This window comes from Streptomyces sp. NPDC058579, from assembly GCF_042718575.1.
GTDB lineage: Bacteria > Actinomycetota > Actinomycetes > Streptomycetales > Streptomycetaceae > Streptomyces.
This window is the reverse complement of record NZ_JBHXPI010000060.1, coordinates 1-26,291: the sequence shown is the minus strand read 5'-3', so window position 1 is coordinate 26,291 and position 26,291 is coordinate 1. Positions and strand designations below refer to the sequence as shown.

At 67.5% G+C, this 26,291-nt stretch carries 20 protein-coding genes and 4 pseudogenes; 6 read left to right on the top strand and 18 right to left on the bottom strand.

What is annotated here, in order from left to right; all coding sequences use genetic code 11:
- Window positions 1-303: 303 nt before the first annotated feature.
- From ACFWRO_RS34740 to ACFWRO_RS34725, 4 genes are all read right to left on the bottom strand, one after another.
- Window positions 304-849 (bottom strand): hypothetical protein, encoded by a 546-nt coding sequence (locus ACFWRO_RS34740; protein ID WP_384517928.1) that lies wholly within the window; start codon window positions 847-849, stop codon window positions 304-306.
- Window positions 850-1,016: 167 nt separating this feature from the next.
- The gene (locus tag ACFWRO_RS34735; RefSeq protein WP_384517925.1) at window positions 1,017-1,205 is read right to left on the bottom strand and encodes a hypothetical protein; all 189 of its coding nucleotides are present in this window, start codon (window positions 1,203-1,205) and stop codon (window positions 1,017-1,019) included.
- Between the two features lie 338 nt (window positions 1,206-1,543).
- On the bottom strand, window positions 1,544-2,917 hold the full coding sequence (locus ACFWRO_RS34730) for a sensor histidine kinase (protein ID WP_384517922.1): 1,374 nt from the start codon (window positions 2,915-2,917) through the stop codon (window positions 1,544-1,546).
- Window positions 2,914-3,615, bottom strand: coding sequence for a response regulator transcription factor (locus ACFWRO_RS34725; protein ID WP_384517919.1), 702 nt, complete (start codon window positions 3,613-3,615; stop codon window positions 2,914-2,916). Before ACFWRO_RS34725 ends, ACFWRO_RS34730 begins: the two co-directional genes overlap by 4 nt.
- A 139-nt stretch (window positions 3,616-3,754) precedes the next feature.
- Here ACFWRO_RS34725 and ACFWRO_RS34720 point away from each other — a divergent pair.
- Window positions 3,755-3,922, top strand: a pseudogene (locus tag ACFWRO_RS34720) (glycosyltransferase); the annotation flags it as partial.
- A 174-nt stretch (window positions 3,923-4,096) separates the two neighbouring features.
- Here the strand turns inward: ACFWRO_RS34720 and ACFWRO_RS34715 are convergent.
- The 12 genes and pseudogenes from ACFWRO_RS34715 to ACFWRO_RS34660 form a co-directional block, all read right to left on the bottom strand.
- Window positions 4,097-4,723: a transposase gene (locus tag ACFWRO_RS34715; RefSeq protein WP_384517956.1), complete on the bottom strand. Its 627-nt coding sequence runs from the start codon at window positions 4,721-4,723 to the stop codon at window positions 4,097-4,099.
- Complete coding sequence (locus tag ACFWRO_RS34710; RefSeq protein WP_384517916.1) at window positions 4,644-5,462, bottom strand: transposase; 819 nt, start codon at window positions 5,460-5,462, stop codon at window positions 4,644-4,646. Before ACFWRO_RS34710 ends, ACFWRO_RS34715 begins: the two co-directional genes overlap by 80 nt.
- 66 nt (window positions 5,463-5,528) lie before the next feature.
- Window positions 5,529-5,963, bottom strand: a complete 435-nt coding sequence (locus tag ACFWRO_RS34705) for a hypothetical protein (RefSeq protein ID WP_384517913.1) — start codon at window positions 5,961-5,963, stop codon at window positions 5,529-5,531.
- Between the two features lie 941 nt (window positions 5,964-6,904).
- A complete protein-coding gene (locus ACFWRO_RS34700; protein WP_384517910.1) occupies window positions 6,905-7,969 on the bottom strand; it encodes a hypothetical protein in 1,065 nt (354 codons plus the stop codon).
- 1,385 nt (window positions 7,970-9,354) lie between these two features.
- On the bottom strand, window positions 9,355-10,320 hold the full coding sequence (gene bla / locus ACFWRO_RS34695; protein ID WP_384517908.1) for a class A beta-lactamase: 966 nt from the start codon (window positions 10,318-10,320) through the stop codon (window positions 9,355-9,357).
- Window positions 10,239-10,856, bottom strand: a complete 618-nt coding sequence (locus ACFWRO_RS34690) for a transposase (RefSeq protein ID WP_384517906.1) — start codon at window positions 10,854-10,856, stop codon at window positions 10,239-10,241. The genes bla and ACFWRO_RS34690 overlap by 82 nt, the downstream gene beginning before the upstream one ends.
- Window positions 10,857-10,937: 81 nt before the next feature.
- Complete coding sequence (locus tag ACFWRO_RS34685; protein ID WP_384517903.1) at window positions 10,938-12,533, bottom strand: hypothetical protein; 1,596 nt, start codon at window positions 12,531-12,533, stop codon at window positions 10,938-10,940.
- Between the two features lie 410 nt (window positions 12,534-12,943).
- Window positions 12,944-13,699 (bottom strand): transposase family protein, encoded by a 756-nt coding sequence (locus tag ACFWRO_RS34680; RefSeq protein ID WP_384517901.1) that lies wholly within the window; start codon window positions 13,697-13,699, stop codon window positions 12,944-12,946.
- Window positions 13,700-14,043: 344 nt separating this feature from the next.
- Window positions 14,044-14,403 (bottom strand): hypothetical protein, encoded by a 360-nt coding sequence (locus ACFWRO_RS34675; protein ID WP_384517898.1) that lies wholly within the window; start codon window positions 14,401-14,403, stop codon window positions 14,044-14,046.
- A 1,055-nt stretch (window positions 14,404-15,458) separates the two neighbouring features.
- The gene (locus tag ACFWRO_RS34670; RefSeq protein WP_384517895.1) at window positions 15,459-16,562 is read right to left on the bottom strand and encodes an alanine racemase; all 1,104 of its coding nucleotides are present in this window, start codon (window positions 16,560-16,562) and stop codon (window positions 15,459-15,461) included.
- A 261-nt stretch (window positions 16,563-16,823) separates the two neighbouring features.
- Window positions 16,824-17,246: pseudogene (locus ACFWRO_RS34665) on the bottom strand (nucleosidase); the annotation flags it as partial.
- Between the two features lie 527 nt (window positions 17,247-17,773).
- Window positions 17,774-19,909, bottom strand: a pseudogene (locus ACFWRO_RS34660) (ATP-dependent Clp protease ATP-binding subunit); the annotation flags it as partial.
- Window positions 19,910-20,264: 355 nt separating this feature from the next.
- Here ACFWRO_RS34660 and ACFWRO_RS34655 point away from each other — a divergent pair.
- From ACFWRO_RS34655 to ACFWRO_RS34640, 4 genes are all read left to right on the top strand, one after another.
- Complete coding sequence (locus ACFWRO_RS34655; RefSeq protein WP_384517892.1) at window positions 20,265-22,466, top strand: nitrate- and nitrite sensing domain-containing protein; 2,202 nt, start codon at window positions 20,265-20,267, stop codon at window positions 22,464-22,466.
- Window positions 22,463-22,912 carry a roadblock/LC7 domain-containing protein gene (locus tag ACFWRO_RS34650; RefSeq protein ID WP_384517889.1) on the top strand — a complete coding sequence of 150 codons (450 nt, stop codon included), beginning with the start codon at window positions 22,463-22,465 and terminating at the stop codon, window positions 22,910-22,912. The genes ACFWRO_RS34655 and ACFWRO_RS34650 overlap by 4 nt, the downstream gene beginning before the upstream one ends.
- A gap of 109 nt (window positions 22,913-23,021) precedes the next feature.
- The gene (locus tag ACFWRO_RS34645; protein ID WP_384517886.1) at window positions 23,022-23,879 is read left to right on the top strand and encodes a transporter substrate-binding domain-containing protein; all 858 of its coding nucleotides are present in this window, start codon (window positions 23,022-23,024) and stop codon (window positions 23,877-23,879) included.
- Between the two features lie 98 nt (window positions 23,880-23,977).
- A complete protein-coding gene (locus ACFWRO_RS34640; protein WP_384517884.1) occupies window positions 23,978-24,250 on the top strand; it encodes a hypothetical protein in 273 nt (90 codons plus the stop codon).
- Between the two features lie 405 nt (window positions 24,251-24,655).
- Here the strand turns inward: ACFWRO_RS34640 and ACFWRO_RS34635 are convergent, their stop codons facing one another.
- Window positions 24,656-24,916: a hypothetical protein gene (locus tag ACFWRO_RS34635; protein ID WP_384517881.1), complete on the bottom strand. Its 261-nt coding sequence runs from the start codon at window positions 24,914-24,916 to the stop codon at window positions 24,656-24,658.
- An 83-nt stretch (window positions 24,917-24,999) separates the two neighbouring features.
- Between ACFWRO_RS34635 and ACFWRO_RS34630 the strand changes: the two genes are divergently transcribed.
- Complete coding sequence (locus tag ACFWRO_RS34630) at window positions 25,000-25,473, top strand: Tn3 family transposase (protein WP_384517879.1); 474 nt, start codon at window positions 25,000-25,002, stop codon at window positions 25,471-25,473.
- A gap of 156 nt (window positions 25,474-25,629) precedes the next feature.
- Here the strand turns inward: ACFWRO_RS34630 and ACFWRO_RS34625 are convergent.
- Window positions 25,630-25,896: pseudogene (locus ACFWRO_RS34625) on the bottom strand (transposase family protein); the annotation flags it as partial.
- Between the last annotated feature and the right edge of the window lie 395 nt (window positions 25,897-26,291).

The following is a 26,291-nucleotide window of genomic DNA, read 5'->3' as shown; positions in this document are numbered from 1 at the left end:
ACATCAACATGCGAGCTCACCAGTCCCAACCCCGACCTCCTCGTCCGCTGCCAGCCTCTCGACGGCCCCCAGGGGCGTCCCGGTGATCCCGGCACAGCGCAAGGCTCGCCGCGAGTACGAGAACCGCGTCAGCGCCCTCACGACATGGTCGCCCCCGAGGAGATGGTGAGGCTGTGGGTGCTCTCGACGGAGCTGATGCCGCGGATGGTGGCCGTCAGTGTGAATGTGACGCGGGCGTCGGGCAGGTCTCGTGTCAGCGGCAGGGAGAAGGAGCCGTCGCCGCTGGTGGTGAAGGTGCCGTAGTCATGCCCCTGGCAGCGGATGGTGACCGCCGCGCCGGGGCACCGGAGAGGGTGTGGTCGTCGTCGAACTGCGCGCGGTCGGGGCGAACTTGCGGCAGGTCGCCAGCTCGCCGCCCCAGCCGGTGAACAACATCTTGATCTCCGGCTCGGTCGGCGGGATCCGCAAGGCCGCGTCCTTGGATCCCCGCGGCCGGTTCATCTCGTCGATCGGGCACTCGACGACGCGCCCGGTCATCCGATGGATCTCGACCTTGTGCCGCAGCTCCAGGAACAGGAAGTACGTGGTCAGCGCTTGCGCGCGGGCCAGCCGGGTCCCGCTAGGCGAGCCCCGCAGTACCTTCCCGAAGTACCCGTCGGCTTCAGCCGGCTCCGTATCCCACAGCGGTCGGCCGAACCGGGCCCGCATCTGGGCCAGGTATCCGACGTCCCCGCGGATGGTGCCGTCCGCAAGCTCCGCCGAAGCCCGCGCGAGGACGAACCCGGCGAGTACGTCGGTTTCGAACTGCTCCAGCTCCTCCGTCGAGACCGGATCGCGGAACTCGCGCAAGTCACGTAGCTGCCAGTGCCAACCCGAGCCTCCTCGCCTTCGCCCCGATCACAGATCGATCGGACGAAGTGAGAACGCTTCAAGAATCCTGAAATTACGTCACCAGCTCGCAGAACACCCCAACGAGACAGAACACCCTGGCCAAGGGGACACGGACTCAGCAGTGCTCAGACGAATTCGCGGGATGTCGCACAGACGACCGTCACACCCCGCCGGAAGACCGCTGCAGGCAGCGCGTCCTGGAAGTCCTCGACGCTGACCCCGACCACCATGGGCACCCGCGTGACCTCGCCCGCCACCTCGGAGACATCACCCTGGGCACCATGCGCCGACAACTCGACCGATGGGCTCGCCACGGACTCATCCGCAAAACCGGACCCGCCACCTATACCAGGCATGGCACCTGACAAACCCCTTGCCACCAGCGCAAATCCGTTAACTACCCGGCCTTGGGTCAAGGCCCCTCCGCCGCACCGGCCAGGCCAACGTCGCCTTTACCGACCCCGACCGCCTCATCCGCCGGCTACGACACGGCCTCCGCCAGATCCAATACCGCAGCGACATCATCGACGGATGCCTCACCGCGACCGGACTCACACTCACGACACCACGCCTACAACCTCAGTAGCGAAAACCTCAGTAGTAGACCTGATGCCCCCGCACGCGGCCGGTCCGTCCGGCGCCGGCCAGCCGGTCAGGGTTCCGGCGGGAAGGTGAGGCGGAACAGGGCTCCGCCGCCCGGGGCGTGTTCGGCGACGAGTTCGGCGCCGTGCGCCAGTGCGATCTGCCGGGCCATGGCCAGCCCGAGGCCCGAGCCGGGCAGGGCGCGGGCGGCCCCGGCCCGGTAGAAGCGGTCGAAGACGTACGGCAGGTCCTTCTCGGCGATGCCCGGCCCGTGGTCCCGTACCGTCAGCTCCGGCCCGCCGCCGGGAAACGGCACCTTCACCTCCACCTCCACCCGGAGTCCGTCGCCCTCCCCCATGCTGAACTTGGCGGCGTTGTCGAGCAGGTTGCCGATCAGCCGGCTCAGCCGCGTCGGCACTCCCGCCACCACCGGGTCGACCTCGGGCACGCTCCAGCGGAAAGGGACCGCCGGCCAGTGTTCCTGTGCCCCGCGCGCGCAGTGTTCCACGAGGGCGCCCAGCCGGACCCGTTCCAGCAGCTGCTGTGGCTCTTCGTCGCGCGCCAGCTCGATGAGGTCGCCCACCAGACCGGTCACCTCCCGGAGCTGCCGTCCGAGTGCGGCGGACGCCCGAGCCGTCTGTTCCGGAGTGAGCCGGTCCGCCCTCGCCAGCAGCTCGGCGTTGGTGCGCAATGCCGTCAGGGGAGTCCGTAGCTCGTGCGAGGCGTCGGCGACCAGCCGCCGCTGCGCCGTGACGGACTGTTCCAGTTCGCCCAGCATCGTGTTGAAGCTTCCCGCCAGCCGTGTGATCTCGTCCTCCCGCCCCGGCCGGGAGAGTTCGATGCGGTACCGGGGGTCGCGTGTGGCCGCGATCCGTTCGGCCGTCGCCGTGAGCCGGGTGACCGGTGCCAGGCCGGTCCGCGAGACCCAGTACCCGAGGACCGAGGCGAGCAGCACCCCGGCTGCCGCCGCCAGGGCCAGTCGGCGTGCTGCCTGCTCGACGCCTTCCTCGACCGGGTCGGCCCGCAACGCCACCTGGAGCGCCTGGCCGGGGGCGTAGCCCGTGGTCAGCATCCTCGCCGGGTACCCAGCGACCGTGATGTCCGTGTAGTAGGGGGCCCGCTCGCCGGAGGCGACCTCGCGCGCGGCCGGCTCCACGGGTAGCAGCCCCCGCTGAGGGGGTTTCGCCGCTGGGTCGGCGTCGAGCACCTCCGCGCAGGCCGGTGCGGCGAGGAACTCGCATTCGCCGGCCAGGACCCCCAGCCCGGCGCCCTGGTTGTGCGAGGAGACGAGGCGGGCAGACTGGGTGAGGTTGAGGTCCAACTGATGGTAGAGGGCGGAGCGGACCACGACGAACGCGCCCGCGCACATGGCGACGGCCGCGAAGGCCGCGGACGCGGTCACGGCCAGCGCCAGCCGGGTCCGCAGCAGGTGGCGGCCGCTCACGCGCCGGCCAGCCGGTACCCGATCCCGTGCACGGTGTGCACCAGGCGGGGCTCGCCCCCGGCCTCCAGCTTCCGACGCAGATAGCCGATGTACACCGCGAGTGAGTTTGAGTCGGGGCCGAAGTCCCTGCCCCACACCAGTTCCATGATCACCTCACGTGGCAGCACCTGTTCGGGGTGTCGCAGCAGCAGTTCGAGCAGGGCGCTCTCGGTCCGGCTGAACTCCAGTTGCCGCGCGCCCCGGTGCCCGGTCCGGGTATCGGGATCCAGGATCAGGTCGGCCAGGGACAATGCGCCGGCTTCCCGGGGGAGGGGAGCGGTCCGCCGCAGCAGCGCCCGGATCCGGGCGATCAGCTCGTCCAGCGCGAAGGGCTTGACCAGGTAGTCGTCGGCTCCGGCTTCCAGCCCGTCGACGCGTTCGCTGACGGAGTCCAGCGCCGTCAGTACGAGGATCGGCGTACGGTCCCCCAGGGCGCGCAGCTGCCGGCAGACCCCGAGGCCGTCGAGGACGGGCATCATCACGTCCACGATGACGGCGTCGGGCTCCCAGGACGCCGCCTCCGACAGCGCGGCGAGGCCGTCGGCGGCTCCTCGCACCTCGTAGCCCTCGACGACCAGCCCGTCTTCGACGGCGGCCCGAACCTCTGGCTCGTCGTCGACCACCAGAATGCGCTGCCTGTTGCTGTCCGTGGTGTTCATACCCCCATCTTGTCAAACAAGGCGTAAAGCATCTCTTAAAACGTTCTTAGGATGTACCACGACTGTTCGGACATGACGACCTCTCACATCTCCGTCGTGATCGGCGCGGGCGCACCGGCGGCCACATCTATCCCGGCCTGGCCCTGGCGGGCGCACCGGCGGCCACATCTATCCCGGCCTGGCCCTGGCGGAGGCACTGCGTGCTGCCGCACCCGGCGCGGAGGTCTCGTTCATCGGGACCGAGCGGGGCCTGGAGACCGAACTGATCCCGCGCGCCGGCTACCTGCTGCACACCGTCGACATGATCCGACTCTCACAAACGCGGTCCTTGGTCTAGCAAGATCGACAACGGGCCGCCGGACCTCCGCCGATCCCCGACCGGTTCCCAGAACCCGTTCTTGACGTCATCTCAATTGGCTCTATCAGGATTCAGGTGTGATTCGTCTGTTTGGCCTACGAGTTGTTCGGTGGGCTGTTCGGCTCACACTCGTCCGGCCGAAGGGCGGCCGTCGAAGAGGACGTCGAACTCGTCGAGGGCGGTCTTCCAGCGGTTGTTCCAGCGCTGGCGGCCGCGTCCGGTGGGGTCGAGGGCGAGGGTGGCCAGGTACAGGCGCTTGAGGGCGGCCTGCTCAGTGGGGAAATGTCCGCAGGCCTGGACCGCGCGCCGGTAGCGACCGTTCAGGGCCTCAATGGCGTTGGTGGTGTAGACGACCTGCCGGATCGCGTCGGGCAGGCCTAGGAAGGGGACGAACTCGCTCCAGGCCCGCTGCCAGATCCCGGCGATCGACGGATACCTCTTGCCCCATTTCTCGTCGAACTCGGCCAGCCGCAAGCGGGCCTCGTCCTCGTTGGCGGCGGTGTAGACGGGCTTGAGGTCGCGGGCGAGTTCGGCCCAGTCCCGCCGCGAGGCGTATCGCAGCGAGTTCCTGATCAGGTGAACGATGCAGGTCTGGACCACGGTCTGGGGCCAGACGGTGTTAACCGCCTCGGGCAGCGCGGTCAGCCCATCGCAGACCAGCATCAGCACATCACGCACGCCCCGGTTCTTGATCTCCGTCAGGACGGTCTGCCAGTACTTCGCGCCCTCTCCGCCCTGGCCGGCCCACAGTCCCAGGATCTCCCGGTAGCCGTCCGCAGTCCGCGACAGCCACGTACACAGGACGGTTGGCCACGTGCCCGTCACGGATCTTCACGTGCACACAATCGATGAATACCACCGGGTAGACCGCGTCCAGCGGACGGTCGCGCCATTCCGCCATCGACTCCAGCGCCTTGTCGGTAATCGCGGAGATGGTCTCCTTCGTCGTCACCATCCCGTAGGTCTGGGCGAGGTGGGCCACGATCTCTCCCGAGGTCAGGCCCTTCGCGGTCAGCGAGATCACCAGATCGTCCAGGGCGCCCGTGCGCCGGGCGTACTTCGGCAGCGCCTGGGGCCGGAAGGTACCCAGCCGGTCCCGGGGAACCTGCACCGTCACGGTGCCGACCTCCGTCATCACCTTCTTGCTCCGGTAACCGTTGCGCATGTTCCCGCCCGAGCGTGACCCCCGGCCGCCGACCCGGCCGGCCTCCGCCTGGAGGTGCAGGTCCATCTCGGCCTCCAGCGCGGCCTGCAAGTGCTGGGCCAGCTCGGGCAGGATCCCGCCCTCCCCCATCAGCAGCAGTCCCTCACCAGCCTGGACCTTCTCGGTGGCCAGCATCTCCAACTCGTCCAGCAGCGGCAGACTCAGCCCATTCACCGAGGGCTCGGTCCTCGTCGTCCTCACGTCGGCACCCTGCGCGCCGTTCACGTCCTCGGCAAGCGACACACCAGCCGCCGCCTCGATCGAGTGATCAACCGTCGTGCTCATCAGGTGACTCCTTCGGGGAAGCTCACACCTGATTCATGACACAGCCCATCACCCGACCAGGAACCCTCAGGGGTGGGTACTCTGTGCATGGTTGTAGAGGGTTTGGGCGGTGGTGTCGAAGTTGGCGGCGATCGAGTAGCGGTTCTTGAAATCCGCGTCGTCGGGCAGGTAGCCACCCTGCGAGGTGACGCCGACGACGGTTCCGGTTGCGGTAGCCGGGTTGAAGCCGATCAGGTGCGGGCCGCCGCTGGAGCCGCCGCTCTGGTCACTGCGAACGCCCCACTGATCATTGGAGTCCTGGTCATTGAACGACTGCGCTTTGCCGCTGCTGTACCCCAGGAGCTGTCCCATATCCCAGGGCTTGCCATTCCACATGGCCGCGCTGTAGCCGAAGGCGAAGGTGGGCTGGCCGGTTTCCCTCTCCGCGTTGAACGCGATGCGCTGGCTACCGGTCACCTCGGCGATGGGACGGCCGTCGGGGGCCTTGTTCATGACGAGCATGGCGAAGTCCTCAGCAGAACGATGCTGGGTGAAGTACCCGTCCGTGACCACGCTGGCGCGGGCGGAGAACCCCCCATCGGCTTTGCGCCATCGAGATAGCCCGGCACGAAGTACACATTCGTGTTCCACACGTCGGGCCGGTCCTCCTCGAGGAAGGTGCTCAGGCAGTGTGCGGCTGTCACTACGGTCGAGCCCGACGGACTGTCCACCACCGTTGCCGTGCAGCTCCCGTCACCTGAACCGGGTGCGGTGAAGAAGAGCCGGCCTACCGTGCGGTTCACCGCCCCGTCCTGGGCCCAGGCATATCCCGTGTTCGGGAAGAGAGCGCCGGGCGGCGGCATCTGCGTGATCGGGGGCGGTGCTTCCCCACGGCCGGCTGCGCCCATGCGCTGCGGTGTCCAGTAGCTCTCCACGGCCCGTTGCTCCTCAGCCGTCACCGCGCCCGGCTGCACCAGTACCTTCGGTGGTGCTTGGTCTGATGCGGCAGAGGCTTGGGTGAGTGAGGGGCCGGCTGTCACCAGGCCCACGGCCAGGGCCAGTGCTGCCCCGGCGCGGCGCAGCACGGCAAACGGCCTGGTGGAGGACGGGCTGTTGCCGGGACAGGGCTGAGATATTCGCTTCATGGTGCCGCTTTCGGTTGGCGTGGGGTGAAGTGGCGGTGACCTGCTTGTGTCCAGGGCCTTCGTAGGTTCCGGGTGGGATGCCGGCCGAGGTGACCGGTGGCGACGGGGCTGTGTCGGCCTGGGCCCGGATGATGCGCAGTGCTGGACCACCCGGGGACGCCGACCGCGCGTACCTCATGCCTTGGTCTTCGGCGAGTTCGAAGACGATGTCATGCAGGCGGGGCGCAAGGCAGTGCGAAGAGAGCTCGAGTGCCCGGCTGGGAAGCGGGACCCCGCCTATAGGCATGACGCCTACAGCCCATGGTCTCCGGGTTCCCTCTATTCCCAGGGCAACCACGAGGCGTGGTTCCGGCGAGGTGCGGCCGGCCACTTGAAGCCGCTCGTGGACCAGGTGCTCATGTCGCCCGCGTGACGTCGGGCGCTGCTCGTGACCTGCGTGGTGACTTGCTGCATAAAGTCCTTCCAGTAAGCGGTGACCTTGGTCCGCACGGGGTTGATGTCCCAGTGGGCGTGCTGTTCGATGAAGGACTCGATCTTGAATTCGTAGACGAGTGAGAGTTCGCGATCGGCGATCCACTTGTACCAATCGCTGTGGAACCGGCCGATGACGAGCTTGCGGACGTCGATGAGTGCCTGGTCCCGTTCCGCCGAGATCTTTTTGAGTTCGCTGTCCCGGTACGCCATGAAGCCCGCCTTGGCCTCGGCGAGGCTTGTGCGGAGCTCGGCCCGCTTAGCACGGGAGCCTTCCGTGCCGCGCAGATCCCGTACTTCCTTGTGGTGCTGCTCATCGAGGCCCGCGAGCATGACGCCGACCTCGAGCTCCAGCGCCTGTTCCTTGGCTGCGAAGCGCTTGTGTACCTGGGCCTCCGCGCCGGAGACGCCCTGACGCATCTGCGACTCCATGGTGGCGAGCAGTTCGTCGGGCATCGGTGGCTTGTCGAGGAAGACGCTGTCCAGGGCGTAGAGGATGCCGGGGATGGCGATCACCAGGCCGATGCCGGGCTTGAACAGGCTGACCACACTGGCCACGACCGCGGTGGTGTCGATGACGATGTCGATCGTCTCGCCGTTCTTGACGGAGTTGACCAGCGACGCGGAGTCAGCCAGTAGCCCTGCGACCCCTGCCGCCCGGCCCGCGAGCTTGCCCAGTGCCTTCGTGGTCTTCCCGCCGTGCACGTTGAGGAACGTGGCCATGGTGTCGAACGTCGAGGACAGGGTGCTGGCGGAGGTGGAGGCGATGCCCAGCCCGTTGGGGTCGTCCTGCGTCACGGAGTTGTGCAACATCAGCAGGTTGACGACGTTGGCGGGCATCTTTGACAGGGCCACCACGGAGCCTTTGAGCTGTGCCCCGGTCTGGCGGTAGTCGACGGTGTGGTCTTCCACGAGGTCGACCAGGGCGTTGTAGCCGCGGGCGAGGCCCGCCGTCGCGATCGGGTCGACCTGGTGTTGAGGGCCGCCGCCCTTGACGCCCTTGTGCCCCGGCGCTGTGTCCGTGCTTGCGGAGGGCGTGGTGGCTGTGGGCCGGTGCCCGCCTCGTCGGGTGTGGTGCGGGTGCCGGACGCGGTGTCCGTCCGGTGCTGTCACCTGACTGCCGACGCCGGTGTGTTCGGAGTCCGAAGGCGGTCGAGGGGAGGGGCCTTGGATGCTGAGTGTCTCAGCGGGGTCTGGGTCCTTCGCCGGCTTGGACTTGTGGTGGCGGCCTTTGATAGATATGAGGGAGGGACCCTCCGCTTGAAGCGGACTGGGAGGCACGACCGGGTGCCACTGGCCGTCCGCCGGGAACTCGAAGTCCCACCCCCAGTGTCCCACGCTGGGGTGGTACGCACGGACGTTGACGTACACGTTGAGGAACGGGCTAGCCTCCGAACACCTCACCTGCAGGGTGCCCCGGCTGAGAATCCCGGATGTCTCGCACATCGACGGCAGTTGGCCGAGGACACGGTCGGGCGAAACGACCACCGCCATGTCGTGGCTGGCGGCAGCCCGGGAGCTCGTGCCGGTCTGGGACCAGGGCGCCGGTCGTGAGTGGAGCGATGAGGCTGCTGCGGCAGGGAAGGTGAACAGTGAAGGCCAGGACCCGCCGGAGGGCTCGCTCGCTCCGGCATCGGACGACGGTGAATCGGCGCCGGACGTAGGGGGCTTGGGGGGCTCGCGGTGTTCCCTCGGGCGGGCGGCGGGCCGGTCGTCCAGCCGCTGCTGCATCTCACCGCCCGCCGGTGACACGACGGACATGCCGTAGGTCAAGACGGCCAGCTGCACGCTGAGCGGGAGCCTTTGGAAGTCGGCGAGCTGGAGCTCCTGCCCGGCGGCGTCGGCGAGTTGGTTCAGGACACCCTGCGTCTCCCGTTGCCTCCGTACGCTTTGCTCTGCCTCCTTCTTGGGCTGCTGCTGGTGTCGGCGATGGGCCGCGGCCGCTGTCTCGTTCATGAACATGCCTCGCATCGCCCTCACTGCTCACAGGGGCCCGGTCGGCCGACTAGCGGTGTGCCCCACTTGGGACACGAGACTAGGAGCGCATGACAGGCCCCATACCGGGCGAAAGTGGATCGTGCAATCCCGAGGATGACAAGGGAGCTGTCCTTCCCGGACGGGCCGCCGGGTAGCAGTCAACCCGTCGCTGTCCGCCTGCAGCCCGGACCGGCGCCCCTGGCGGGGTGCCCTCGTGGATCCCGACGACGCTGTGGACAGCCGACCGGTCCGAGCCTTTGCCCATCCGATGTGCCGGGGCATGGCCGTGAGACGGAACACACCTGGCGGAGTGCGCGGGATCAGGTGAGGGTCGCCGCCACCAGGGCGGCAGCCCGGGCGACCAGGGGGTTGTCGGGCGACGCGTCGGGCTCGCGCTTCGTGGTCAAGACGGCGAGCACGATGGGGGGCTGGCCCGGGGGCCAGGTGATGCCCACGTCATGGTTGGTTCCGTAGCCGCCTCCGCCGGTCTTGTCGGCGATGGTCCAGTCCGAGGGGAGCCCCGCGCGGAACTTCTCGCCGCTGGTGGTGTTGGCGAGCAGCCAGTTGGTGAGTTGTGTGCGGTCGTCGCTAGGGAGCGCGTTGCCGAGGACGAGACGCTGGTAGGTCTGGCCGATGGCGCGGGGGCTGGTGGTATCGGTCGTGCGCCATGGTTCGGCGGAGTTCAGGTCGGGTTCCCAGCGGTCGAGGCGGGTGAGGGGATCACCGATGGAGCGGCAGAAGCGGGTGATGGCGGTGGGGCCGTGCAGTTCTCGCAGCAGGAGGTTGCCCGCGGCGTTGTCGCTATAGCAGATGGTGGCCTCGCACAGTTGGGACACGGTCATGCCGTTGGCGAGGTTCTCGGGCTTGCCGGTAATGGGGGCGTAGCCGGAGCTGGTGACGTCCTGCTCGGTGTAGCGGATGCGCTGAGCCAGGAACTCGCCGTTGTTGTCAAGGTCGCGCAGGACAGCGGCGCCGGCCAGGGTCTTGAACAGTGAGCACAGAGGGAAGCGTTCGTCCGCGCGGTATCGCACGGTGAGGCCCGTGACGGTGTGGTGGGCGAAGACGCCCAGGCGCGCGGCATGCTGCCGTTCAAGTTCCCGCAGCTGCCGGGTGATGCTGCCCATTCCGGCAGATTGTGTCGATGCGGATGCCCGTGAGGCCAAGGGCAGGGCAGCGGCGAGCGCGCTCCCTGCTCCGAGTGTGATCAAGCTCCGGCGGGACGGGCGGGATGTTGTGATGCCCAAGGTTCCTTCCCTTCTTGAGGGTACGTACTTGTCTGCATGCATTGCGCTCTGCGTGGATCGCACTGCAAGGGCGGGAGGCGTTGAGGCCGAGCTCGGTGCATTCGGAACAGTCGCCCGAGGGTGCAGATGTGACGCAGCCAAGGTGCTCTGTCTCGTGCGTGTGCGAGCACGCGGTCCCGGAACCGCGTCAGCACGGTGTGGTCGAACCCGGTGTCGGTCAGGCCCAGGCCCAGCGCGTACATCCACGACAGCCGGTCACGCACCGCATCGGCGGCCTGTCGGTCGGTCAGGCCCTCGGCCAGCTGGAACACCGTGACCGGCGCGAGGCGCCCCGGCGACCAGTCGGCTGGCCCGGTCTTACCGAACGCCTGCGTGTACTCGGCGTCCGGGAACAGCTCACCCAGCCGGTCACGCACCGCCACCGGCAACGGGACCTTCCGCCCGTAGTTCTTCGCCCGCACCGCCCGCGCGACCTCAGGCGCCGGCTCCGGCCACGGCATCGGCTCCATCGACACGACCACCCCCACCCCGCGACCGGGGAAACGGAAGACAACCTGCCGCATCGGCAAGCCTGACACCGGGAGCACCGTGACGACCAGTCATCAATCAAATGGGCAACAGGGTCGCTCACCACGCTAAACGCAGCGGCGTTGAGGATTTCATCCGTTAGGTTGAGGCTTGAGTGTTCGGGCAATTCGGTCCGTCTCGTTCTCATGGATGGTCACCGCGTCGAGAATGAGCACCGAGGCGACTGACTTGTCCTCCGAGTTTCTATCGAGGTAATTCCGCACAGCGGTAACAGATTCCTGATGGTCAGCGGTCACGCCCTCCTGCTCCAGCACATCCAGTCCGAGAGCAAGCCACTTGGCACACTTCTCCTGCCAGGAGGTGTTAAGATCTCGGATCACGGCTTGCTCGGCTGGCTCACTGCTTCGGCCTGGATTATACGGCCCGTACAGGGGTACCCATGACTCCCCCCTGCCCAGGTGGATTGAGGTCGGGGGGTACCCCAGCGCTATCATGAACAGGCTGCAAGGCAGGCACGAGGCCAGCTTGGTTGTCTCAGCCCCCACCGTGATTTCATATGGCGTGGCGTTAGGGCCAAGAGCATACGCTTTGTAAATCGCCTGAATCATGCCATGTGTGTATCCCGCGATGCGGTCCGACAGCGGGGATTCGCCCTCAAAGACCATTCCTTGCGCTTTCATTAGGGCGGTGATCTGGTCGGCCTCATTCCACGCTGTCATGCTGTGCGGTTTCGGCAACTCCCTCGCTTTGTCACCCCCAATAATTCCCCAGGGCATATCCGAATGCTGCTCCCATCGCAGACGTGGGCCCCACAGTGGGCTTTGATCCGACGGCAACCATCGTGGATGCGGCATCGAGGTCTCATGCAGGGTGTCCGGATCCGGGACCAGGAAGCGGGTGGTGGACAGTGGGCCAAATGGGTCTGTGTTCTCCATAGTATTTCTGTTTTCGACGAAGCCGGTGTAGGCGCCGCGTCCTAGGTACTGTTGCACTTCCTCATTTCGGATCTTCTCGTAAAGCTCCTTCCCCTTCGGTGATAGTGCTGGCTCGTTGACCGAAGAGGGCGGCTCCTGGCCGGCCATGCGGTAGACGCCGGCGATAACCGCTCCCTTGGTGTGCCGTGGGGCGAATCCCGCAGAAATCGTGGCAGCTGGCAGCAGATTCTTCCGGCTAAGGTAGCCTTCGGCGGCGGTGTCAAGTTGCCCGATTACCGCCTTGAAGGACTCCTCGTCCTCTTTCCACCGAGGGTCTATGTCAAATCGAATTGGAAGCCCACTGGTAATTTGCGAAACCGCGAGTCCCAAGACTGCAGCAGTCATGATGACATCGGCCTCGATATTAGGATTGGATGATTCGGAATCGGTCACGATTCCGTGCGTGCGACGGTACCCGGTGCTATCCGAATCTTTCGCGTTGGCGTCCGGACTTCTGCCACGATGCGCCGTACCCAACCCCCAGATCGGAAGTCTATCGAGTGCCATTTCCAAAGAGATTGGAGGCCCAGCCGTTTGTGAAGGGTCGAGAACCAACGCGCCTTCCGAGCGATCTATCGTCGTTTCCGTATATCCAAGCATTTTAAGGAACGCCAATTCGCGCGCCGTGACAATTAGCCTATCCTCCATGTGGCTCAAGTTGCTGTAATATTTGTCAGATTGCTCGGGTGTTCGCCAACGCTGCTCAAAAGAAACCAGGAGAACTCGCTGCCTAGCGGCGTACGCCTCGTACATCCACCGAGCATTAACGGGAAGAGTCCAGTCTTCCCCTACATTGAGTACTCGAAATCCAGGCTTACCTCTATATTTCTGGGTATCTCTAAGTCTGCCAACTACAGAGATACCCCCCGGGTTCGCCTTGAAGGCTTCTTCAGGGCTGTGAGGGGCTCCGAGGAAGGATCTTCCTGCCAAGACCTTCTCAATCTGCCATTGTTGCGCATGACTGTAACTATGCCTTCTGGTCGGTTGAGCCGCGCCGGATCGCAAACCCAAAGCCTGCTCCGCAAGCTGCACTCTCCTTCCCGTGTTAATCGGATGGTCTTTGCTAGCTTTGCTAGTTACACTTGGGATGACTTTGTAGCGGAACAAGGTAACTTCCTCTCCAGCTCCGGTGCATGGCCGTGATGCCACTCATAGAGCATTTTTCACGTGTAGATCATGAGGGTGAGGATCGCTGCGGCGGCTGACGTGAGCCTGTTCGGGCTGATGCGGGCGTGACGGAAGATCCTCCACTGCTTGATCCGGGAGATTGTCCGTTCGACGGGTGCCCGGAGTGAGGCGTGCACCATGTTCGATTTCTTGTGTTTGTCGGGGAGTTCGGTGTCCGGGCGGCGTTTGATGGGTGTGATGACGGTGCCGCCGGCGCCCTGGTACCCCTTGTCCGCGAGGACGTCGAGGTCCAGTGCGGCGCAGGTCTCGATGATGCCGTGCTCCCGGGCGGCTCTGACGTCGTGGGTGCCACCGGGCAGGGTTAGCGAGAGCCACAGCAGCTTCCCCTCGTCTGCAGTGATGACCTGCAGGTTCACGCCCTCGCGGCGGACCTTGCCGGAGAAGTGCCCTGCGGTGGCGACGCGGTCGGTCTCGGCGACGGTCCCGTCCAGCAGCAGGTAACTGTCGGCGTGGTGGCTGGTGAGGGCTTCCGTCAACGACGGGGCGAAGGCAGCGAGCCCCTCGATCGTGTCGTTGACATAGCGGCAGGCTGTGGCTACGCCGATACCGAAGCCGGCTGCGAGATGTTCGAAGGTGTCATGTTTGCGCAGGTAGACCAGGGCACACCGGGCCCGGTCGTACGGACGCAGCTTGCAGGCACGCTCTCCGTCGCACGCGACGATCGCCATCGTCACCAGTTCGAGGAGCTCCTCGTCGAGGTCGCATGCGGCAGGATCGGGAACATGGAGCATCTCCGCAGGTGAGGCTACGTTTGGCGACTTTCCAAACCAGCGGGATGCCCCGCACGTCACGCCACCGTCAACACCTCACCACCAGTCACCCGCGAGCTGTACACGTGGAAAAGACTCAAGGAATGACGGCGTCGCTCTGGTACGTGGAACATGCCTCTGAGCTTACGTGGCGTCAGGTTTCTTCAGCATAAGGAGATTTTCATGACAGGCGATCAGTGGGCGCAATCATTCAGCCGACGAATAGGGCGAGGTTGGGAGTGCGGACATGGTCGACTGCCGTGATTGTCGAGACCGGGCGCAGCTGCTCGGCGAGGCCTTGCAGGCGCGGATCGCCCTCGCGGCGTTCACCGAGCGCCAGTGTGGCAGACGGCCGCAGCCGCAAGGGACGCTGGCAACCCGGCCGCGGACTCGTTCATCGGGTGTGGCGCCTGTCTGGCCTTCGAGGCGCTCGACGGTCTCGCGGGTGATGTAGCGGTCGGGTCGGGTGACTGCAGGTAGCGGCGCAGGAGGTCGGCGTCGAGGTCCTGGCGCTGGAGGTAGGCGGCGATCGTGCCGACCAGGAGGTGGTTGTGTGCGAGAGCGTCGGTCAGGGCGTACAGGACCAGGCGCCGCCACTCGCGCATGCAGTCCTGATGATGGGTGCCCAGGCTCTGGGCCCGGGCCATGTAGGCGTTCACGTACCAGCAGTGGTAGGTGACGAGCACCAGTAGCTCTGGCGGTACCACGTCGCCCGTAGCGCGCGGGGCGGGCAGGACGTTGCGCGCTTCGGGCGCGGGCGGCAGGGCATCACAGATCTGCTGGAGGCCTTCGGGCTGCTTGGGCCCTCGCGGCGTTTCGCTACGCCGCTGGGGACGCCCTCTCAGGGAATCGAGCCTCCATCAGACCCGGAGCGGTTCAGTCTGATCAGCCCGTACGGAACCGTCGTTGCACCCAGGGCGGGCAAGCCCTGGTGGGAAAGACCGAATGCCGCCGGTGAACGGCGTCGGTGAGCCGTGTGCGGGAGAACCGCATGCACGGTTCGAAGCGGCGGGGGCTGGAAACGGAGCGGACGTGCTCCGTCACCGCGCCGGCCCACGACCCTACATCACGCCTCTGAGGGGAAAAGGGCAGGCCAGGTGATTTGTCGGTAACAGGCAGAGCCCCCGGTCGTCGGTGGTGTCGATTCCATTCGACGCCGCCGACACCCCGGGAGTTCTGGTTGGTTCTGTATCGAGCCATGATCGATGTGCTGTGCGAGCCTACGGGATGAGCTGAACCTCCCCGATCTCCGGCTGAAGGGTTGTGCTGAATTTCTCTCTCTTCTTGATCGATCCTGTGCGATCCCCATGCGAGCGGGGCTCACTCTGCCGCAGGGCCGGAGTAGCGGAGCGACATAGGGTGCCTGACGTGGGGTCGGGGTGCGGGTGCGCTCCGGCCGGATGCCCCCGGGCAACGCCCCCCAGATTTCACGGCGTTGCAGGGCAGGAGTACCTGCAGATGCGGACAGACGCGGTCCGGAGCGCGAGCAGCGGTGCCGTTCCGCCACGGACGGCCTGCCCCGGCAAGAGTCACCTTTCGGCGGCGGCTGGACATCTCTTGGCCGATCAGCGGGACCGGGGCCGGTGCATAGCGTCGGCGGCGATCCGGTCTGGCAGGACTCGCGGAAGGAATACCCATGCAGCCTACGAACGCTCCGGGAAGCCCCCAGGGCGGGGCCGCCCGGTGGAGCCGCGTACAGGGCACGGCAACCGCCGGGCGGCACACGGGTGATGGGGGCGGTTCAGCCGTTGGCCCCGCGGGCGGCCACCCGCCAGCGGTCGACTTCGCTTCCGCCCGCGACCACGATGAGCTCGTCCACCAGGTTCACTGCCGTACAGACATGGTTGGGGGCCACCCGTACCAACTCACCCAGCCGCGGGGGACAGGCACCGTCCGGGAAATCGACCGTCGCGTGGTGCTCCGACAGGGCGGTGACAAGGGCCTCGGGGTGGTCCGGCAGCCGCCCCCCGCCGGTGGCCCAGGCCGGCTGGTCGGCGCCGAGCACCTTGCTGCCGGCGTCCAAGATTGCGCGCCGGCCCGACCTGCTGACGACGGTGGCGACGGCGGTCAGGGCCACGTCCGGCCAGTCGCAGCTGCCGAGCTCGACCTGCTGCGCGTCGTTGAAGACGTACACGCCGGGCCGGATCTCCGACAGGGCGGTGGCGTCCGCCATCGCGGCCGTCGGGGTCGAGCCGCCGCTGCGCACCGTTGTCGTGAGCCCCGCGTCCCGCAGTACGTCCGCCGCCCGAGCCAGGCTGTCGGCCTCGTCTGCGCCGGCCTGCTGGCGCCGGCCCGGTCCGTATCCGTGGCCGGGGAAGGTGAACACCCCGGCCACGCGCAGTCCCGCGCGGGCGGCGGCCAACGCGACCTCGTCGGCGTCCTCGGGGAGTACACCCGTGCGGTGATGTCCGCTGTCGATCTCGATGAGTACCTCGGTGTCTGTACCCCGCATCGCCCGCGCGAGCATCCGGGCACCTTCGACGGAGTCGATGCCCACCCGCAGGGCGGTCTGCTCGGCCAGGGCGCGCAGGCGCGTGCCGCGGCTGCCCGACGCCCAGAGGGGATAGGCGATGAACAGGTCGTCGAAGCCCACCTTGCGGAACGTCTCCGCTTCGCCGACCGTCGCCACGGTCAGCCCGACTGCTCCCAGGTCGATTTGGCGCTGGGCTATCTCCAGGCATTTGTGCGTCTTGGCGTGCGGGCGCAGGGCCAGGTCCCGTTCTTGGGCCGCCTTGGCCATCGTGGCGATGTTGCGGTCCAGTACGTCGCGGTCCACCACCAGGTACGGGGTGGCGAGATCGAGAGCGGGAGCGGGTATGTCGGCGGGGGCGGGCATCGCGGTCATGTGCGGACATCCAGTCGGTAAGAGGGCTAAGACGGCAAGGGTAGGAGCAGGCGCGAGGGTCCCGTGCGGATGGCGCTCGCACGCCTGCGCGGACGAGCGTTGCGGTGAGTGCTCCGCTCACTTTCATTCGGGCAAGCGGGACGACGCCGATCGCCACTGCGGCGATCGCACGGCAGGTCGAGCCCGCGTCCACGCCCGCCATCCGGCCGGCGCCGCCCGTGCCCCGCACCAGCTGGGGCCGGTCCGGTCGCGATGGTCTCGTCAGGAGAGATGGGCGTCCACCCGGGTGGCCAGCGCCTTGGCGCAGTTGTCCACTGACTCCCGCCACGTACGGACAGCGGACTCCTTGGCGCCGTCGCTGATGTGCTTGACGATGCGCAGGGGGACCTGGGCCTGTTCGGTCGCCACGGCCAGGGCGTAGCCCTCCATGTCGGCCAGGTCCGCGTGCACGGCGAGCCGTTCCCCGGCTGGTTCGCCCGCGACGAAGACATCACCCGTGGCGAGGGCAGGCCCGGCGACGGACAGAGCGACGGACAGTCCGCACCGGTGGCCGGTGACCACCTCCAGAAATGCGGTGTCGAAGTCGTGCTGGATCACATGGTCCACCTCGTGAGTGCCCGTCCACTCGGACCGCAAGGCACCTGCGGTACCGAGGCTGATCACAACGGAGGGACGCTGGCGGCCGAGGGCGGCGGCCGGCGCGCTGGCCGGCGTCGACCTTTTCCATCCCGGTCAGCAGCACGGGCATCGGTCGTCGAGATACGCGGCTTCTTCCTCGACGGCAACAACGAGCAAGGGGCGGGTCGGGCTGATTTCGCCATTGAGTCGCATGAGAAACAGGCTAAAAGGGTCGCCGAAAGGTGCTATATACGAAAGTTGATGGGAATGCGCGACAGGGTGACCGAGGCGGCGGACGAATGGTCCCCGCAGGCTGAGACGGCCGCCAAACAAGCCGCAGCAAGCACCGCCACCGGCGGCGGATTCTGCCGTGGGGGACAGCCAGCACAAGTGCCGCGTGCCGAAGCCGTGCAGGACGGGTCGCCATCTTCCCGGGCGAGACGCCGGGAGATTATCGCGAGAGGAACCCGTGCCGATCCGCCAGGACAACGGCGAGGCCCGGCGGGTCCCTGGTCGCGGTCAACAGGACAGGGATGCAAGGAGACGGGTCCACCGCCCCCTGCATGCCTTCGCCTTCGAGGTCCGAGGGCGCCTCAGACCGACTGGGCCGTGCCGACGACGAGGCCGTCGCCGCGGCGGGCGACGCGGACGGTGTCGCCGTCGGTGATCTCACCGGAGAGGATTTCCCTGGCGAGGCAGTCGCCGATAGCGGTCTGGACCAGGCGGCGCAGCGGGCGGGCTCCGTAGGCGGGGTCATCGGCCTCGTCAGCAAGCCAGGTCAGGGCCTCGGGAGTGACCTGCAGGGTCAGCCGGCGCTCGGCCAGGCGCTGGGTGAGGCGGGCGATCTGGAGCCGGGCGATGTGGGTCAGCTCCGCGCGGGACAGTGCAGAGAAGACCACCAAGTCGTCGAGGCGGTTGAGGAACTCGGGCCGGAAGGACGCCCGGACCACTTCCAGGACCTGCTCCGTCTTCGTCTCTGCGCTCGTCAGGGGGTCGACCAGGTACTGGCTGCCCAGGTTGGAGGTGAGGATCAGGATGGTGTTGCGGAAGTCCACCGTCCGGCCCTGCCCGTCGGTGAGCCGGCCGTCGTCGAGGACCTGGAGCAGGATGTCGAAGACCTCCGGGTGCGCCTTCTCCACCTCGTCGAGCAGCACCACGCTGTACGGGCGCCGGCGGACCGCCTCGGTGAGCTGGCCGCCCTCCTCGTAGCCGACGTAGCCGGGGGGCGCGCCGACGAGCCGGGCGACGGAGTGCTTCTCGCTGTACTCCGACATGTCGATGCGGACCATGGCCCGCTCGTCGTCGAAGAGGAAGTCCGCGAGCGCCTTCGCCAGCTCCGTCTTGCCGACACCGGTGGGGCCGAGGAAGAGGAAGGAGCCGGTGGGGCGGTCGGGGTCGGCGATCCCGGCGCGCGTACGGCGCACGGCGTCGGAGACGGCCCGTACGGCCTCGGACTGGCCGATCAGCCGCCTGCCGAGCTCGTCCTCCATGCGCAGCAGCTTCTGCGTCTCGCCCTCCAGGAGGCGGCCTGCGGGGATGCCGGTCCAGGCGCCCACCACGTCCGCGATGTCGTCGGGGCCGACCCCCTCCTTGACCATCGTGCCAGCCTCGGCCTGACTGGCCTGCGCCAACTCCCCCTCCAGCGCCGGGATCCCCCCGTACAGCAGCTTGGAAGCAGAGCCGAAGTCACCGTCGCGCTCGGCCCGTTCGGCCTGTCCGCGCAGCGCGTCGAGCTTCTCCTTCAGGGCACCCACCCGGTTGAGCCCCTGCTTCTCCTTCTCCCAGCGCGTGACCAGCCCGTGCAGCTCCTCCTTCTGCCTGGCCAGGTCCCGGCGCAGCTTCGCCAGTCGCTGTACCGAGGCCGGGTCGGCCTCGTCCACCAGGGACAGTACTTCCATACGGAGCCGGTCGACGGCCCGCTGCAGCTTGTCGATCTCCAGCGGGGAGGAGTCGATCTCCATGCGGAGGCGGGATGCCGCCTCGTCGACGAGGTCGATGGCCTTGTCGGGCAGGAAGCGCGAGGTGATGTACCGGTCGGAGAGCTTCGTGGCGGCGACCAGGGCGGAGTCCGCGATCCGTACCTTGTGATGGGCCTCGTAGCGCCCCTTGAGGCCGCGCAGGATCGCGATGGCATCCTCCACCGACGGCTCGGCCACCAGCACCTGCTGGAACCGCCGCTCCAGCGCCGGGTCCTTCTCGATCCGCTCCCGGTACTCATCCAGCGTCGTCGCACCCACCAGCCGCAGCTCACCGCGCGCCAGCATCGGCTTGAGCATGTTCCCGGCGTCCATCGCCGAGTCTCCACCCGCCCCGGCGCCTACAACGGTGTGCAGCTCATCGATGAACGTGATGATCTGCCCGTCACTCTCCCTGATCTCGGAGAGGACGGTCTTCAGCCGCTCCTCGAACTCCCCCCGGTACTTCGCTCCCGCCACCATCGCCCCCAGGTCGAGCGAGACCAGGCGCTTGTTCTTCAACGACTCCGGGACGTCGCCCTTCACGATCCGCTGGGCCAGGCCTTCCACCGCGGCGGTCTTGCCCACCCCGGGCTCACCGATGAGAACCGGGTTGTTCTTCGTCCGGCGCGACAGCACCTGCACCACGCGGCGGATCTCCTCGTCCCGGCCGATCAGCGGATCCAGTTTCCCCTCTCGCGCGGCCGCCGTGAAATCCGTACCGAACTTCTCCAGGGCCTTGTACTGGTCCTTCGGGTCGGGTGTCACCCGTCGCCCTCCCCATTCTGCTGTGTCGAACGCCTTCTTGAAGGTGCCGTGTTCACTGCGAAAGTGCGGCCCCGACGACGCGGCCACCCAGTGAGCCTAGGAAGGATGCAGCGGTCCCGCGTCGGGCAAAGATTGACTGATGTGCTCCTTCGAGAGTGCAGGAGGTCGATTCCCGCAATCACCCTCTGCCGCTCATAGTCCACTTCCAACCGGAAATGGCAGGACCCGCCGGTTTATACCATCGCCGAGTCCCATGCCGCTGCTGGGACGAAGAGCTCACGTATCCAGGGGTCCAGCGCCGCCGATGCAAAAGACAAAGAACCCGCCGGAAAAGGCCGGCCGCAGCCGTAGGTTCACCGCTGTGCTGTCGCCGCAGAATTGGAAGATCTCCACGCGGATGGCGGTCATCCTGCTCCTTCCCACGCTGCTCATCCTGGGGCTGTCGGCCTCGACGGTCCGCGCCTCACTTGAACGGGGGGACCAGATGGCCGTCACGGAGCAGTCGTCCGAACTCGTACTGGCCGCCACGCAATTGGCCCACGCCCTGGGGAATGAGCGGGACTTCGCCGCACTGCAGGAGAAGTCGAAGACCGACATGGCGCCGTACCGCACGGCGACCGACAAGGTGTTGGCTACCTATCACCAACGCAGCGCGGTAAAGCTGGACCGGCCCGGGTTCGCCGAGCGGCTGGCGGACACCGAAGCAGCGTTGCAGGGGCTGGCCCAGCTCCGCTCGAAGGCGTACTCCAAGACCCTGGACGCGGTAGCGACGGACCTGGCCTACGCCAACATCATCACCCCGTTGCTCGGTCTCGCGATCGAGGTTGGCCGCGGCGACGGTGCCACCGCCGCAGACACCTGGGCCCTGAGCTCGCTCTCCATGGGCAAGGCGTCGATCTCCAGCCAACGCGCCCTGCTCAACGCCGGCTTCTCGCGCGGCAAGGTGGCCAAGCAGGAGTCGGCGGAGGCCGCTTCGCACGCAGGACTCCAAAAGGTCGTCTTCCGCGAGTTTTTGGTCACCGCGGAGAAGCAGGACGTCCAGGCATTCCAACGGGCTTTCGACGCCGCGTACATCGCCGCGATGGTGAGCAAGGCGGGCAGCGCCAAACCGTCCGAGCTGGACGCGTCCGTGCTCAAGGACTGGAATACCTCCGCGACCCGCGTGATCGACGACCTGCACCGGATCGAGACGCGCATCGCCCTGCGGATCAGCGAGAAGGCGGCCAACGAACGCTACGAGGTACAAAAGGACGCCTGGTGGAACGGCGGAATCGTGGTCGTCTCGCTGCTGCTGACCCTGCTGCTCGCCGCGTGGATCGTCCAAGTGACGGTACGCCAGCTCACGCGGCTGCGCCGCACCGCGCTCCGTGCGGCGCGCCAGGAACTTCCCGAGTTGGTGGCCTCGCTCGCCGGCGGTGGCACGGACACCGGCCCCCACCGGTCCGTGGCCCTCGATCTGGGCACGCGCGATGAGATCGGCGATGTGTCCCGCGCCTTCGAGCAGGTCTTCGCCGAGGCCCTCAAGCAGACCGTCGAACAGGCCGCGCTGCGCGGCAGCGTGAACGGCATGCTCGCCTCGATGGCCCGGCGCAGCCAGATCCTGGTCCACCGTCAGCTCGGCGTCATCTCCGACCTTGAACGCACGGAGGCCGACCCGGCCAGGCTGGCGGAGCTGTTCCATGTCGACCACCTGGCCACGCGCATGCGCAGGCACGGCGAGAACCTCCTGGTGCTCGCCGGGGAGAACCCCGGCCGGGTTCACCAGACCCCGGCCCCACTCGTCGACGTGCTGCGGGCGGCGGTCTCCGAGGTGGAGCAGTTCGCCCGCATCCAGGTGATCCGAGGGGTCGAGGTGTGGGTCGCGGCCCCGGTGGTACACGATCTGACCCATCTCCTGGCCGAACTGATGGAGAACGCGGCGCAGTACTCCGCCCCCTCGACTCAGGTCGTGGTGGCGTGCCGGGCCACCGCCGACGGGGGCGTGCTGATCGACATCGAGGACAGCGGCGTGGGTATCGCACCGGAGCTGGTGGTGAAACTGAACGCCGCGCTGGCGCAGACGGGCATACTGGACGCCTCGGCCACCCGGCGGATGGGTCTGTATGTCGTCGGCCGTCTCGCCGCCGCGCACCACATCAAGGTGCAGCTCAGCGTGATGGGCAAGGGCACCACCGCCTCGGTGGTCGTACCGGGGCCGGCACTCACCGCCGTCCGGCCCCCGCAGGGCCCGGCCACCTTCGTCAAGCCATCGCCGGACGCCGAGAAGGCCGTCCCCCACCGGCCCGCGATCCCCGCTCAGGCGCGGCCCCCCGCGCAGATCCCGGCACCGGCACCGGCCCAGCAGTCGGAACTCCGGCCCGGAGCCCTCCCGAGCCGCACGCCCCGGGCAACGCTGCGCGGACCGGACCTCCTGGCGGCCACAAACGGCGAGGAGCAGCGCACGGACCCGGCCCAGGCACGGCGCCGGGCGAGCGGCTTCTCCGCCGGCACGCGCCGGGCCCGCCAGGACCACCACTCAGACGCAGACACCAGCACCGACAGCAAGGATGGCCCCACCCCATGACCGAGACCGGCGGATCCATGCACACCCTGAGCACCCAGGACTCCCATGTCAGCTGGCTCATCGAGGACTTCAGCCGCCAGACCCCCGGGGTGAGCAGCTCCATCCTCGTCTCCGCCGACGGTCTGACCCTGGCCGACTCGGGCCATCTGCCCCGGGAGACGCGGGAGCGGCTGTCCGCCGTCGTCTGCGGCATCGTGGCGCTCGCCCGGGGTGCGGTGTCGATCCAAGGACGCGGCCGGATGAACCAGACCTTGGTCGACATGGGGGCCGACGGCGGGTTCCTGTGCATCATGGCCGTCTCCGACGGCTCCTCGCTGGGTGTCCTGTGCACCTCCACGTGCGATGTCGGCCTCGTCGCCTACGAGGCGGCGAGGCTGGTGGACCGGGTCGGCCCCAGCCTCACCCCTGAAGTCCGCAGTGAACTGCGCCGCATGCTGCTCGGCTGACCGGGCCCCGCGCCTCACCCGCTCCGAAGAACAAGACCTGGTAACCAACGTGCCCCATCCAGCCCATCCCCTTGCCACGCGCGGACGCCCTGTCGGCGCCGCCCTCCTCATGGCAGCCCTGCTCACCGGATGCCTTGCCGCCCCTCAGCCGGACGATCCCTCCTTTGCCCCCGGCGCACCGCTGTTCGAGATGCTTCCCGAAAAGTACCGGCTGGGGGGACTGGTCCGGGTGGGCATCAACAGCATGCCCCCACTGGTCTATCCGCAAGGTGGCAGGATGATCGGCGTCGAACCCGACCTCGCCGCGGTCCTTGGTGAGCGGCTGGGAGTGTCCTTCCAGTTCGAGCACGCGGAGTTCGCCGATCTGCTGCCCGGCCTGGAGGCCAACCGCTTCGACGCCGTCATGTCCGGCATCCATGACACCCGCAGCCGACGAGAGGGGACGGACAACGACGGCACACGAACCGGCGCCGGCGTCGACTTCGTCCGCTACTTCAAAGCGGGCACCTCGATCCTGATCCGCAAGGGCCGTAGCGGGCAGATCGCCGGGCTCTCCGACCTGTGCGGCAGGAAGGTCGTCGTACAGAAGGACACGACCGTGGAGGAGACGGCCCGCCAGCAGGCCCGGGCCTGCGAGGAGTCGGATCAGCGGGCGCCCACCGTGGACCCGAAGGGCAGCCACAAGGATGTGCTCGACACCCTGGCGGCGGGGGGAGTGGACGCCGCGCTGATGGACTACCCCAGTGCCACCCACAGCGCGCGCCTCACCGATAGCGGCCGGACCTTCGAAGTCGCTGGGCCCCAGGCCCGTCCCGCGCCCTATGGCATCGCGTTCGCCAAGGACGCCGACAAGCTGCGAGACGCTGTCGAAGCGGCCCTCAAGTCCGTGATCGACAGCGGCGAATACGCCAAGATCCTCAAGAAGTGGGACGTAGCCGAAGGAGCCCTGACCTCAGGCGATCTCTAGCAACGAGTCCGGGGGCGGCGACCCTCGCGAAGAGCGCCGCGGCGTACAACACGGGCGCTCTCAACCGCGCCCATGAGGCCCGAGTGCCGTACGTGGGGGTGTTCAGCTACCTCGCTCGTGACGTCGAACCGGGTTTGACCGTGTTCGACACCTGCCTCGGCCTCACGGTTCTGGACGTGGTTGGGCCTCAACATTCCAGAGCTCGACGGCTTGTCGAAGACCTCTTCCGCCGGACCATGGAATCGCTCGACGGGTATGCCGCCCGCGAGGTGCTGCTGCACCTTCTGTTCGCCGCGCGCAAAGCCCGGACCAGCCCGAATAAGCTCACGTCAATCGCCAAGGCCATCCTCAGCCTGGAGACCCACCACTGAAATGCTTACTGCCTCAGTCGTGACGATGGAGCCGGATGGACGTGTGTCGCAGGGGCGGACGTGGCTAACTCGACCCCGGAGTGGCCATCCCGGCCCAGGCTGCGGCGATGCACGGCATCTCAGGGGTCAGCCGAGATACGGCCAGAAGGGATAGCAGGGCGATCTTGAGCGGCTGAATCGCCCTGTGTGCGCGACGATCGGCGGGGTTCGCCGGTGTCGCGGTGGTTGCGCATGGTGGGGTCGTTGTTGATGGCCGGGGCCTGGCGGGTCGCGCCGAGGACCGGGTTCGACGAGGGGGTGCTGTCCGGCGAACCACACGGTGGCCAGGAGCGAGGAGGCGGTGCGCTGGTGGAGGTATTCGCGCATACCGCCCTGGCGGGCGGTGGTCCCGGCTGCTTGTTCGATCTATACGCGGGCGGCTTTCTCCAGGTCCGGTTGGAGTGGGCCGCGGCCGTACTGGAGGAGCTTCATGCCCACGCGGGGGAGGTGGTCCAGGATGCGTTCATAGGTCTCCCAGTCTTTGCCGCCGGCCAGGGCGTACATGATGAGCAAATCGCGGTGATGTCCGCGATGCGGTTTGGTCTGGCCGGTGAACTGTTCGACGAGGAGGGCCACCTGTTCGTGGCTCAGGTCTGCCTCGCGGCGGGGCTGCTTGCTGTCGGTCACGGGAGTCGAGCGTAAAGGCCGTGTGGCGGAGGAGGCGATGGTAGCGGCGGCGCCGGTGAAGGCACATGTGGCGGATTTGGTGAATGTGGCGTTGGAGGAACCGGTGCGGGCGGGTCTTGAACTGCCGGGATTCTCCACGCTGGACCGGATGGCGGCTACGGTACGCGTGCGGGTGGAGGGGGAGATCTGCGCGGGTACCGCAGGCGGGATGGGCGAAGCGGCCCGGCAACAAGTTCCTCGACCTTGTGGCCAGCTCGGTGATCTTCTCCACCACCGTCGACATGACCACCGCACTGCGCGACCTGACGGCCGAGGGCTGGACACTGCGCGGGGAGGACCTGTCGGTGCTCAGCCCGCACCGCCGCACCAACGTCCTGCGCTTCGGCGACTACGACACTCACCGCCTACAACCCCGTCCTCGGCAGCAAGAAACGTCCGTGAGGACGGTCCTCGTGGCATGCCGGTCGGTGAGCCTGTCGTACCGTCAAGAGCCGGTGCCGCATGAACCGCCCTGGGGTCGTTGGAGGGTTCGAATTCTAGAGGATTGGGGCTTATAGCGGCGAAGAGAAAATATCCTGACGAACTCCGTGTGCGGGCGGTCCGGATGGTGTTCGAGATAGGCGAGCAGAGCGGCATATCAGGACCGGCTCGATAGCGGGGGTCGCCGACCAGCTCGGCATCAACCGGGAGGCGGTGCGAAACTGGCTCCGCCAGCCGAGGTGGTCGATGAAGCGGTCGGCCGCCGACTTCGACATCCCGAACAGCGGGGCGAGCTGGCGCAGGGTCAGGTTCGTGCGCCAGTACGCCGCGACCAGCAGGACCCGGTCCTCCAATGACAAGCTCCACGGTCGGCCCCAGCGCACCTTGTCCGCGCCTTCCCGTCGGAGCGCGGTCATCAGCCTGGCGAAGCAGCACGGGCTCAGCCCGGTGAAGGGGGCTATCCAGGACAGCCCCGACCACAGCAGCCACACCACGATCATCTCACCCGTGACCAGCAGTTATGGGACAACCCTTACCAGGACATCAGGAAGAGGCAGAAGACACATGGGCTATGAGTATGCTCCTGACAGTGCTCGTGCTACTCCCGGGCGCTGGCAGGCGGTGCCGGATCCAGCGTCCCCGCGGGTGGGGCACGAGCCGGTACGGCATCCCAGTATGCCATCCGGTTCCGGTCTGCCCGTCTGGGCCCAGGGTGCGGGCCAGGCCCGGAACCCAGGCTTCTCCGGCGTCCGCCCGTACGGCCAGGCGGGAATGGTGTCGACTGGCGGGGGAGGGACCGTCCCGGTTGGCGGTGGGGAGTCTGGTATGTGGGAGGAGGTCGCGCGGGCGACCGCGGCCACCGGCCCGCTCACCGATGAGTGGATGCCCAGCGCGC